General features: G+C 50.8%; 14 protein-coding genes. 13 read left to right on the forward strand and 1 reads right to left on the reverse strand.

Features of this window, described 5'->3' with window-relative positions:
* Positions 1–43 precede the first annotated feature (43 nt).
* From M1D30_RS12915 to M1D30_RS12975, 13 genes are all read left to right on the forward strand, one after another.
* A complete protein-coding gene (locus M1D30_RS12915) occupies positions 44–577 on the forward strand; it encodes a flavodoxin family protein (RefSeq protein ID WP_248504626.1) in 534 nt (177 codons plus the stop codon).
* A gap of 10 nt (positions 578–587) precedes the next feature.
* Entirely contained in the window at positions 588–1,115 is a 528-nt protein-coding gene (locus tag M1D30_RS12920) for a hypothetical protein (RefSeq protein WP_248504628.1), read from the forward strand.
* Positions 1,116–1,215: 100 nt separating this feature from the next.
* The gene (locus tag M1D30_RS12925; RefSeq protein ID WP_248504630.1) at positions 1,216–1,629 is read left to right on the forward strand and encodes a YjdF family protein; all 414 of its coding nucleotides are present in this window, start codon (positions 1,216–1,218) and stop codon (positions 1,627–1,629) included.
* Between the two features lie 14 nt (positions 1,630–1,643).
* Positions 1,644–1,928, forward strand: a complete 285-nt coding sequence (locus M1D30_RS12930) for a putative quinol monooxygenase (protein ID WP_248504632.1) — start codon at positions 1,644–1,646, stop codon at positions 1,926–1,928.
* Entirely contained in the window at positions 1,921–2,631 is a 711-nt protein-coding gene (locus M1D30_RS12935) for an esterase family protein (RefSeq protein WP_256466170.1), read from the forward strand. The genes M1D30_RS12930 and M1D30_RS12935 overlap by 8 nt, the downstream gene beginning before the upstream one ends.
* 168 nt (positions 2,632–2,799) lie before the next feature.
* Positions 2,800–3,417 carry a CatA-like O-acetyltransferase, family 2 gene (locus M1D30_RS12940; protein WP_248504637.1) on the forward strand — a complete coding sequence of 206 codons (618 nt, stop codon included), beginning with the start codon at positions 2,800–2,802 and terminating at the stop codon, positions 3,415–3,417.
* Complete coding sequence (locus tag M1D30_RS12945; RefSeq protein WP_248504639.1) at positions 3,414–4,022, forward strand: flavodoxin family protein; 609 nt, start codon at positions 3,414–3,416, stop codon at positions 4,020–4,022. The genes M1D30_RS12940 and M1D30_RS12945 overlap by 4 nt, the downstream gene beginning before the upstream one ends.
* Positions 4,016–4,387, forward strand: a complete 372-nt coding sequence (locus M1D30_RS12950; protein WP_248504216.1) for a hypothetical protein — start codon at positions 4,016–4,018, stop codon at positions 4,385–4,387. The genes M1D30_RS12945 and M1D30_RS12950 overlap by 7 nt, the downstream gene beginning before the upstream one ends.
* The gene (locus M1D30_RS12955; RefSeq protein ID WP_248504218.1) at positions 4,387–5,322 is read left to right on the forward strand and encodes an IS3 family transposase; all 936 of its coding nucleotides are present in this window, start codon (positions 4,387–4,389) and stop codon (positions 5,320–5,322) included. Before M1D30_RS12950 ends, M1D30_RS12955 begins: the two co-directional genes overlap by 1 nt.
* 353 nt (positions 5,323–5,675) lie before the next feature.
* Positions 5,676–6,884, forward strand: a complete 1,209-nt coding sequence (locus tag M1D30_RS12960) for a DUF4421 family protein (protein WP_248504641.1) — start codon at positions 5,676–5,678, stop codon at positions 6,882–6,884.
* A 116-nt stretch (positions 6,885–7,000) separates the two neighbouring features.
* On the forward strand, positions 7,001–8,338 hold the full coding sequence (locus tag M1D30_RS12965; protein ID WP_248504643.1) for a uracil-xanthine permease family protein: 1,338 nt from the start codon (positions 7,001–7,003) through the stop codon (positions 8,336–8,338).
* Positions 8,339–8,490: 152 nt separating this feature from the next.
* Complete coding sequence (locus M1D30_RS12970) at positions 8,491–10,566, forward strand: TonB-dependent siderophore receptor (protein WP_248504645.1); 2,076 nt, start codon at positions 8,491–8,493, stop codon at positions 10,564–10,566.
* Between the two features lie 6 nt (positions 10,567–10,572).
* On the forward strand, positions 10,573–11,439 hold the full coding sequence (locus M1D30_RS12975) for a DUF4249 family protein (protein ID WP_248504647.1): 867 nt from the start codon (positions 10,573–10,575) through the stop codon (positions 11,437–11,439).
* Between the two features lie 8 nt (positions 11,440–11,447).
* Here M1D30_RS12975 and M1D30_RS12980 read toward each other — a convergent pair whose 3' ends face one another.
* Complete coding sequence (locus M1D30_RS12980) at positions 11,448–12,020, reverse strand: hypothetical protein (RefSeq protein ID WP_248504649.1); 573 nt, start codon at positions 12,018–12,020, stop codon at positions 11,448–11,450.
* Positions 12,021–12,033: the final 13 nt, after the last annotated feature.

Genomic DNA, 12,033 nt, shown 5'->3' on the forward strand with positions numbered 1-12,033 from the left:
TTAAGCGAATAACAAAGCATAAAGGTATTTATTTAAGGAAAAAATGAATATACTGATTCTCTCAGGAAGCCCTCGGAGGGGCGGCAATACGGACTTATTGGTGGAGGCGTTCGTCAAAGGTGTCTTGCAGAAACACCATGTAGAGGTCGTATCTGTACACGATTATAAGGTCAATCCCTGCATGGGCTGTAACGCCTGCTTCAGGAGCGAGCACCATCTTTGTGCTCAGAAGGATGATATGTCGGTTATCTATGAGAAGATGGCTCATGCCGATATTTTGGTAATTGCCTCGCCTGTGTATTTCTACGGACTGAGTGCACAGCTGAAGGCCGTCATCGACCGCTGTCATAATCCCGTCAGGGATACGTTCCCCATCAAGAAGATGGCGTTGCTGCTTGTTGGTGCTGCCACACTTCCTGAACTCTTCGACAGCATCCTCGTGCAATACCAGCTCTGCCTGAACTTCTTCAAGTTGGAGGATGCTGGTCGTGTGTTGGTTCGTGGTGTCAAGGATAAAGGCGATATCAAAAACACCAATGCCTTGAACGAGGCATTCGAGTTAGGACAACATATATAAGAAACATCATATGGCGATAACAAGCGAGCGACTAAAACAGACGTTTTCTGAGGGCGGTGCGCAGGAAATATATCAGGAAGTCAAGGCTGAGGGTGATTTCCTGGGCTTTGCACGACAGTATGTTTTCGATTCGGATTATCGTGTGACGAGGAGTGCCTTGTGGGGACTGACCAAGGCCACGAACGAAGAACTATCTGAATTGCAGGTGATATTTAATGAGTTGATTGACCAGGCCATGCAGACGGAGAACTCGTCCGTCAGGCGGCTAACGCTGAACATCATCGAGCGATTGAAGATGAACGAGGAAGATCTGCGCACAGACTTCCTCGACTTCTGTTTCGAACATGCGGTCAGCATAGAGGAGTTCCCTGGCATCCAGACGCTCTGCATGAAACTTGCCTATCGCATGTGCACCTTCTATCCTGAACTGACGGACGAGCTGAAGCGCACCCTCGAAGCGATGGAGATTGACTATTACAAGCCCGCCGTAAAGTGTCTGCGCAAAAGAATCCTCAGTGGGAAATTTAAATCAAAATGATGGAAGAATTATATATCGGCTCTACACCAGAACAGCTTGCTTTCCTGAAAGCATGGGAAGAGAAAGTTGTTTTCATTTCGCACTCTTAAAAGAGTAGAAGATGAATACAGGTTCGCTGACAGTTATGTTTGAGGATCCTTTCTGGATTGGTTTGTTTGAGCAAACCGACCATGAAGGGTTGCACGTTTGCAAGGTGACTTTTGGTGCCGAGCCGACGGACAAGGAGGTGATGGAGTTCATTGATAAGAACTGGCATCTCCTCCAGTTCAGTCAGGCGGTTGAAGCCGAAAGGGATTCTGGGACAAAGATAAATCCCAAGCGACAACTACGCGAAGCCAAGAAGCAGATGCAGTCGCAGGGCATAGGTACCAAGTCGCAGCAGGCCCTGAAACTTCAACAGGAGCAGAACAAGATGGAGCGAAAACAGCGTTCAAAAGCCGAACGCGAAGCCGAAAAACAACGTCAGTTCGACCTGCGCCAGGCCAAAAGGAAAGAGAAACATAGAGGACATTAAATTGGAATACAATTATGGTAAGAATTAATAGTATGTTTAATGTAAAGGATGAGGCTGATGCTCAGCAGGTAAAGCAGATGGCACGGCAACTCATTGAGCAATCGCGTTTAGAAGAGGGCAACCTCTCTTACGACCTTTTCCAGGGTAGTAGTCCAACATGCCTGTTGTTTTGCGAGACTTGGCTTGATAATGATGCCTTCAAGGCTCATGTCGCCAACCAGCACTACACCACCATTATGCCAAAAATCAAGCAGCTCATCGTTGGCAATAAAGATCTTAAGATATTTGAGTATGAATAATTCAAAAATAGACACGATAGAAATACAAAGCAAGGTACTTGGGAAAGCGATGGCAGTGATGGTCTATGTGCCTGCTGACTTTACGGAGGGGTTGCCTACGCTTTATTTCATGCACGGACGTAACGGTGACGAGAAGATTATCCATGCACTTGATATACAGGCTGTCGCTGACAAGATGATTGCCGACGGGAGAATGCACCCGATACTAATTGCCTGTCCGAGAATGGAAGATGCTTTGGGGCTAAACGCCTACGAGGATTATTTCTTTGGTGAAGTTTTGCCACATGTAGAGCAGCAGTACAAGACACGTAAACGCTATATTGGCGGTTGCTCGGCAGGCGGTTACATCGCCCTGAATTACGCATTGCGACATCCTACGATGTTTGAGCGTGTGGGTGGTCATATGCCTGCCATAGACGAGCAACTGGATGATGAAGACCTGCATTATTTCGGCACACGCGAACAATGGGCGGCAAACAATCCGCTCTTTTTGGCCGAAAAACACTCTCTGCCAACTAAAATCGAGTTTTATCTTGATGCGGGCAACGAAGATGAAGGTGGTTTCTATCGCGGATGTGCGCAACTGGCAGAAAGATTGGCAGCCCGTGGCGCTCAGGTTCAGAATCATTTAAACGAAGGACATCATACCATTGATTATATCAAAGCCCATTTGGAGGAATATCTTATGTTTTATGCTAAATAAAAGTAGATTATGAGGTCCGATTACCAGTGTGGTGTAATGATACCCATAGAATAATTATCAAACACAAGAAAAGACAGATACGATGAAAGTATTAGTAATAACAAGTCCAAGCATTTGGTTGTCTCAGCAATTATGCGTACCTTCGCAGCGGCTAACAAATAAAAAACGATGAAACAGGAAATCAGTCCCAAGGACACGAACAGGGCCATTGCCTTCGAGCTGTGGACAAAGTCGCCCATGCCCATGGTGACACTCACCAAGACCTTCGACGTGACGCGACTGCGCAAGGCGAGCAGAAAGCGAAGGCTCAAGTTCAACATGCTACTGTGCTGGTGCATCGGTCAGGCTGCATCGAAGATTGAGGAGTTCTATATGTTGCCCCAAGATGGGAAACTGTACAAATACGACCGCATGGCCATCAACGTGATAGCCGATAATGTCAAGGGCGGACTCAGCTTCTGCGATGTGGCTGTCAGCGACGACCTGGAGGCGTTTAATGCCAACTACATGCATCTGACGGAGACCATCACCCAGACCTGTCAGGACATCCTCGACGATGAGGCCGTCATCGTGGGCACCTCGGCCGTCACGGGCACAGAGCTCGACAGCATCGTTAATCAATACAGCGGCATCTTCAACAATCCCTTCCTGGCTTGGGGCCGCTATCGCAAAGGCTGGCTGAAGACCACCCTCCCCATCTCCTTCCAGTTTCACCATGCCCAGATGGACGGCAAGCATGCAGCCCGCTTTCTGGAAGAACTGCAAAAGACTATCAACGCGCTATGAACATACTGATTATAAATGGCAGTCCCAGGAAGAAGGGACTCATCTCGCAGATGCTTGGCATCATGCGTGAGGAAGCAGAAAAACGAGGTGACACGGTGGAGACGGTCTATACCAACGACCTGACCGTGAAGCCCTGCACAGGTTGTATGGCCTGTCGCACGAAGGGGAAGTGCGTACTGGCAGAGGACGATTCGCAACGGGTGCTGCAGATGATGCAGCAGGCTGATGCCATCATCATGGGAGCGCCCTGCTACTGGGGTAACATCCCAGGACAGATGAAGCTGATGTTCGACCGTCAGGTGTATGGCATGATGCGCGACACCCCTCGCTTTCCTGAGCCACTGATGAAGGGCAAGAAGTGCATCCTCATCAGCACCTGCACCACGCCCTGGCCTTGGAACATCCTGTTCAAGCAGTCGCGTGGCGCCATCCGTGCCATGCGCGAAATAGCCCACTATGCAGGCTTTAACATCGTGAAAACCATCGAGCGTGGTGGCACAGCCATGCACCCCTTGCTGACAGAGAAAGACAAGCAGAAATGCCGCAAGGCAATTAGTTGTCTTGTTTTAAATAAGGTTGACACCAAAAGTTCAACATTATGGTGAAACAACCCAAAGAAAAATGTTATTCTAGAGATGTAAATCTGATTAACGAGATGAAGGATGTCTTTGATATGCGTTATGTCCAGCACCTCCGTGAGAGTGAAATTTTATCACGTACAGGTCTAAATAGAACTCGTTATTACAAAATTCTTCGTACCTTTGCTGCGGAATATCCAGATTTAGCAGATCAAATGAAGAAAAAAGGCAATGATGTAACTCCGGAGGACTACAAGAAGTTACTTGAGGAGGTGTCAACCCTGAAGTCTCAACTGAAGAAAGAGAAGCTTCGTGCAGACTTCTATGAGGAGATGGTGGCTTTTGGCAAGGAAGTGTACGGCATTGACTTAAAAAAAGCTGGCACCAAGTAGTGAGTAGGCTTTACACTCGCGACGCGAAGGCTTATCCTGTCACGTCGCAGTGTGAGCTGCTTGGTGTGAGTACACAGGCCTACTACAAACACGGCAACAGTCAGATGCGTAAGCTCGCAGAAGAGACATTTGTAGTGGAGTTTATCAAGAATATCCGCAAGAAGGACCGCGGCATGGGCGGTGGTCCGCTGTGGCATAAGTATACAGATACATTCGGCGAGGAACACAGTGTGGGCTACAACCGTTTCTACGACATCATTGACAAATACGGCTTGAAGGTGCGCAAGAAGAAGCGTCGTACCAGGACAACGGACTCCGACCACGACCTGCCCTTGTATCCCAACCTTGTGAAGAAGCTCATCCCGTTACGTCCCAACCAACTATGGGTGAGCGACATCACCTATATGGTCGTCTATCTCAATGGCCAGACTGGCGAGTACGATTTCTGCTACCTGTCGCTGGTGACGGACTACTATACGAAAGAGATTATCGGCTGGTGCGTGGGCGATACGCTGGAGGCCAAGTTTGCCATTAACGCGCTCAACATGGCTTTGAAGCGTCTTGGCGGAAATCCTGCCCATGACCTCATCCACCACTCTGACCGCGGCGTCCAATACGCCAGCTACGCCTATACGGATATTCTGAAAGCAAACAATATCAAGATCAGCATGACTGAGTGTGGAGATCCCAAGGAGAATGCAGTAGCCGAACGTGTCAACGGCATTATCAAGAACGAATTGCTTATGGACATGTCGTTTTTCTCTATTGATGAGGTAAAAAGAGCCCTGAAAGTAGCTATTGACTTCTATAACAACGAGCGTCCACATATGAGCCTTGACTGGAAAACACCAGCTCAGGCTGCTCTCTGTACTGGCGAATTGAAGAAGAAATGGAAGAGTCACAGAGAAATTGCACTCAAAGCTTTGGCTGCATAAAATTAAATAGGTATCTTTGCATCAGAATAGGTGTAAACCCGATTTATAACTAATTCCAAATAGAGTCAACGTGAAATAAAAATTAAGTTTAATTGAGTCAACTCTTATCATTAATAAGACTGGAAGTAGTCAACTAAAATCGTTAAACTACAAGTTGCATTTAGTTTCTCCCAAGGATACAGTTTGTTTCTATAAAGGAAACACTCTGTTTCGATAGTGTATACACTTTGTTTCCATAGGCGAAACAAAGTGTTTCCAACGTTGAAACACTTTGGAAACAAAATAAATGTCGGTCAAACGATTTGGACATTTCAAAAAAAGTGTTATCTTTGCGACCATAAAAGCCTTAGTATATGATACGAAGAACGATCATCTGCCTCCTGCTGTTCTCATTGAATGCTGCAGCACAGGAACAGGAACCTTTTGACAGCACAAGTACACAAGACAGTAAGTTGAACTGGATGGAGCAGCTTCACGAGGTGCAGCAACTCCTGGAAACCAGAGCAAAGGCAGCGGTGGATGCGCGCTATATTGAAGTGCCCGAGAAGCCCTGGAGAGTGGTGTTGCGCTATAAAGAGAACGTGGTTGATGTGGACTACAGCCAGAGCGTTGATTTTCCTGGAACCAACGACCATTCCGACTGGAACCTGTGCTTCGAGCCTCCCGTGGCTTCTTCCGTGGGTTTCTGGGTGGGCTATCGTGGCACGGGCTTTTCTTATTCCAAGTCGCTCACCAAGAACGCCGGCCGTTACTATTCGCTTAGCTCAACAGGAGCCAAGTATGGCTTCAACTTCCGACTGAGACGCTTTAACACGCAAGACGCCAAGATCAGTTCAACAGACTACGAGAACGGGCAGACCACCCAGTATGACAGTACGCTCAACATGCCAGCGCCAGTATGGATCCGTTCCGTCTATATCAACGGCTACTACGTGTTTAACGGTCGTCGCTACTCGCAGGCGGCTGCCTACAACCAATCGGTCATCCAGCGTCGCTCCGCAGGCTCTTTCCTATTGGGAGCCACCTGGTATCAGTCGTCGTTCGACTACTCAGACATCCGAAACTTCGTCTTTATGATTCTTGGTCATGGCATCTATCGCGCCAAAGTGCATCAGGCCAACCTGGGCGTGGGCTACGGCTACAACTGGGTGCCGTTGCGTGGCCTTGTTGTCAACGTGATGGCCATGCCCACCGTCAGCCTCTACAACCGTGTGAAGGCCTACAAATACGAGACCAACTACGACCTGTCGCCAAAAGAGTCTGTTGACAACTACGGCGACTGGAACAAAGAGACAAAGACATGGGCCAACGGCAAGACCCACAAGCCCATTTTGATGATTGACACGCCGAACCCTCAGTTTGACTATTGGGATGTGGAGCCAGAGGTGAACCACAGCATGTTCCGACTGAACCTCGACCTGCGACTCGGCATAGCCTATAACTGGCGCAACTACTTCGTTGGCGCACAGGCGCAGTACAACAACTTCAACTATAAGAACGACCATGGCAAGATCAACATCTATGATGCCTATGCCCGCCTGTCGTTTGGCGTTAGACTATAGAAAAAAAAAGAAATTCTGGACGGCGTCACTTTTTGCGTTTTTGATTTGTGTATTTTCAATTATATGATTACCTTTGCAGCCAAACAACCTATAGACACAATAATTTTAAAATTCAGATGAACCCTATTACAGAGAAAGAAGGCATCACCGATGCCAGAAAACTGGGGCTGCCCAAGTATGTCATCCTGGGTGTCCAGCATTTGTTTGCCATGTTTGGTGCCACCGTGCTGGTGCCCGTGTTAACAGGTCTTTCCGTGTCGTCAACGCTGCTGTTTGCAGGTATCGGCACCTTAGTCTTTCACTTTGTCAGCAAGTTGCAGGTGCCCGCCTTCCTGGGTTCCTCATTTGCCTTCCTGGGCGGCTATATGTCGGTCAAGGCATTGGGCGTGGAGCAGGGCATGAGCGAGACGCTGGCCCTGGACTATGCCTGCATCGGCGTGTTCTTTGCAGGACTCTGCTATTTCGTGATGGCAGGCCTCATCAAGTCGTTTGGCATTGAAAAGATGCTACGCTTCTTCCCTCCACTCGTCACTGGTCCTATGATTATTGCCATTGGTCTGGTACTCTCAGGCAGTGCCATTCAGAACTGCACCACCAACTGGCCCCTGGCCATCGTGGCACTGGCCACAGTGATCCTGTCAAGTGTGTGTGGTAAGGGCATCATCAAGATTATCCCCATCCTGCTGGGTGTGGTGGTGAGCTATCTGACGGCCGTGGCCATGGGCGAGGTTGACTTCTCGTCGCTGAGCGAGGCCGACTGGATTGGACTGCCGTTCAGCAGAGAGCAGACGGCGCTGGCCGTGTTCGACAATCTGGACACCACATTCCTCATCTCTACCATCATCGCCATCATGCCCATCGCCATTGCCACCATCATGGAGCACATCGGCGATATGTGTGCCATCTCATCTACCGTGGGCAAGGACTTCCTCAAGGAGCCTGGCTTGCATCGCACCCTGATGGGCGACGGACTGGCCACTGCGCTGGCATCACTCTTTGGCGCCCCTGCCAACACCACCTATGGCGAGAACACTGGTGTGCTGAACCTCACCAAGGTGTTCGACCCTGCCGTCATCCGACTGGCAGCCTGCTTCGCCATCCTGCTGTCGTTCTGTCCTAAGTTTGCCTGCCTCATCGGCCTGATGCCTGCTGCCACCATTGGTGGGGTGAGTCTGATTCTCTATGGCATGATCTCGGCTGTGGGTGTGCGCAATCTGGTGGAGGACAGTGTCGACTTCAACTCATCGCGCAACGTGTTTGTGGCAGCCCTGATTCTGGTCATCGCCATTGGCGTGAAGTATGGTGCCGACGACAACGTGAACATCGGCCCCATCCATTTCTCAGGCCTGGCCCTTTCAGCCATCGTTGGTGTCACACTCAATGCCGTCCTGCCTGGTAAGTTGGGCATGAAGGTTAAGAGTGTTCATGGCAAGGAGAAAAAGGAACATCAGTAGTTTTTGAATCATCCATTCATCACATAATCATGCAGAATATCCCATATCCATGGTGTATTCTGCTTTTTTTTGTACTTTTGCAGCGACAAAACAAACGTGTAGACGAAAAAGACGTTGAAGCAAAAGAAAAAATGAAAGTATTAGTTAAAAAGATGATTTTCAGGTTAACGGCTGCAGTGGCGGCCGTAGCACCACTTCCAGGCATGACTCAGGAGGCGTCAGACATTGCACGCGAGAAAGACCTGCAGGAAGTGACCATCACCTCGCGCTCCGTTCAGAAGCGAATGGACGAGGTGCAGATAGGTGTAGAGAAAGTGGAGATAGCCACACTGGCAAAAGTACCCTCGCTTTTTGGCGAGAAAGATATTATCAAGAGCTTGCAACTGCTGCCTGGCGTGAAGAGCGAGAGCGAAGGCTCTGGCGGCTATCAGGTGCGTGGCGGCACGGCAGCCCAGAACCTGATACTGCTGGATGGGGCCACCGTTTATAATGCAGGCCACCTGATGGGCCTTTTCTCGACGTTCAACGACGACGCCCTGATGAGTGGCGCCCTCTATAAAGGTATGGTGCCAGCACAGTTTGGTGGCGGCTCATCATCCGTCTTCGACATCAGCACGCGCTCTGGCGACATGTACGACTATCACTATGGCGGCACCATCGGCCTGCTGTCGGCCAAGGTGATGGCCGAAGGCCCCATACAAGAAGGCAAGTCGTCGTTCCTCGTCTCTGGTCGTCGTTCGTATCTCGACCTGTTTCTCAAGGCCACCGACGAATATAAGAACAACACCCTGCATTTCTATGATGCCAACGTGCGCCTGAACTTCCACCTGACGCAGAAGGACGTGCTGGCGCTGTCGTTCTTCCACGGCTTCGACAACATGGGACTGGAAGACCTGATGTTCATGAAGTGGGGCAACACCACGGCCACGGCCAACTGGCTGCACACCTTCAGCGATCAGTATTATGCCAACACAAAACTTATCTATAGCGACTTCAGCAGTCATATAGGCATGGACGTGATGAGCATGGACTACACCATGAAAGGCTTTATCCGCCATGCCACGCTGAACCACCAGCACACCTGGACCATCGACGGCCATCATCGCATGAACTACGGACTGGAAGGCTCGTACCTTCAGGTGCAGTCGGCCGAATGGGACATCATAGAACTGCACGAGCGCGAGAAGCGCAACGCCCTGACAGGCGCCCTGTGGATTGGCGACGACTGGACCATCAGCGATGCCCTCGAGTTGCAGGCTGGTGCCCGTCTGCACCTCTTCTCAGTACTGGGTGGCGCGCCCTACTATGAGATTGATGCCGACGGCAACATCACCAATACCACCAACCCCAGCAGCTCGCATATCGTGAAGACCTATGCCGACATAGAGCCACGCCTCAGCGCCAAGATCAGTCTGGGCGCCCAGCACAACCTGAAGATAGGCTACAGTCGCACATCGCAGGATGTGCACGCCATCAACAACGGCGCATCGGGCATGCCCTTCAGTCGCTACCTCATGTCGAGCAACATCGTGAAACCTGAGCAGGCCAACCAGGTGTCGCTGGGCTGGACAGGCATCACCAGGAACGGCGCCTACGACTTCTCGGCCGAGACTTACTATAAGACCATCGACAACGTGTATGACTTCCGTGATGGCAAGTTCTTCTTTTCTGAGATCGAGGTGGAGCGCATCATCCTGGGCGGCAAGGGGCGTGCCTACGGACTGGAGCTCTGCGCCCACAAGAACGACGGTCCCTTGACGGGTTGGATATCCTATACGCTGGCATGGTCGGAGAACAAGATTGAAGGCATCAACGGCGGCCGATGGTATACGGCATCGAACGACCGTCGCCACGACCTGTCCATCGTGGGCATGTATCAGCTGTCGCCCTGCTGGGATGTGGCTGCCACCTGGCACTATAACACGGGTCAGGCCCTGAGTGCCCCTACGGCCAAGTACGACATGTTTGGCAACACGTTCTATTCGTACAGCGAGCGCAACAGCTATCGCGCCCCAGCCTGCCATCGACTGGACCTCAGTGCCAACTACACTCGCAAGCACGGCAAGGCCACCCACATCTGGTCGTTTGGCGTCTATAACGCCTACAACCGCTACAACCCCTACGTCATCCGTTTCTCAAACGACGACAAGAAAGCATCGGGCACCAAGGTAGAGCAGACCTCGCTCTTTGGCATCGTGCCCTCCGTTTCGTTCACCCTGAAATATTGATTCGATATGAGAAAGATATTCTTTTTAATGATAGCAGCAGCGCTGCTTAGCGCCTGCACCAAGGAGATTGACTTCGACTTCCACGAGGAGGACCCTGTGGTGGTGATCGAGGGCCAGGTAACTAACGAAGGCCGATGGGTCACTGTGAGTCGCAGCAGATCGGTCACCGACTCTGTCCACTCGCGCTGTCTGCCTGGCGCCTATATCACCATCAACGGCGACGACGGACTCACCACCGAGCTCACCTATGATGAAGCCACCAACCGCTATTTCTCGCCCGTTCCTGGCGAGCCTGGCAACACCTATTTCCTTAACATGTTCTTCGAGGGCGTGCAGTATAAAGCCTCGTCCACCATGCCCCCAGCAGCCATCATCAACACGTCTGAGTTCTCGTGGATGCCGATGATGGGCGAGCGCATGCTGTGCTACGAGATGACGGGTGTTGACCCCCAGCCCGATGTGCGTAATTACTACTGGTTCAGGATGCATCGCCTCTCGCATCATCCCCACCTGAAGGACAAGCGCCAGACGGCCCCCTTCAGTTGGGACCTGTTCGACGACCGTGGCTGTCCGCCAGGCACCATCATCATGGACTGGATGCTGATGAGCGAGAAAAAGATGGACGAGGACGATGAGAAGGACTGGGATCGCATCCTCTATGATGGCGACAGGGTCACTGTCACGCTGATGGCTGTCGACCCCAAGGTCTATAACTACCTGTCTGAGTTGGGCTCTGGCCAATACCACGGCGCCAACCCCCACAGCAACATCTCAGGCGGCTGTCTGGGTTACTTCGCCGCTGGCTCCATCACGCATGCCGACACCATCGTGTTCAGCAGGGACAACATAGAGGATTATCATAAAAAGCCATAAGACGTATCTTACGACTCAAGCTCTTTGAGTTCCTGCAGATTCTTCTCAACCTCCTGCATGGTGCTCTTGTGTCTGCGCCATCCAATCCAGCCACAGAAGAGGCCAGAAAAGAAGCCGAGGGCCACGAAGAAGATGCCAAGGGGCGAGGCCACATGCTCCAGATAGAGCGTGATGCAGATGCCGAAAGCAGCCAGGGGAGTGCCTATGACCGACTCATACACAAAGCAGCGCTTATAGTTGACGAGTGCCTTGAGCTGCTTGCCTGGCGCCTCAACCACGTTCAACTTACTGGTGAGGAAGAGTCGGCATACCACCATCAGCACGCCCAGCACGCAGACAGCCTCAAGGATATAGAATGAGGGGGCGTGGAAGATGCCCTTCTCATGAAGCAGGGGCACCACGAAGGCTGCCACAAACAGCGTTGCCAGGAAGTTGAAGATGCCCTGTTTTGACAGTTGCTCATAGGTCGACTTGTTATGGCCCTTGATGGTCTCCATCAGCACCTGCTTGTTATATACCTCGCTCTTCGACAGACGGTCGTTGAGCATTGTCCATTTCTGTTTTAATTCTTGTAGTTCCATTGTTCTTTCTGTT

It is taken from the genome of Prevotella sp. E15-22 (assembly GCF_023204875.1).
Taxonomy (GTDB): Bacteria; Bacteroidota; Bacteroidia; order Bacteroidales; family Bacteroidaceae; genus Prevotella.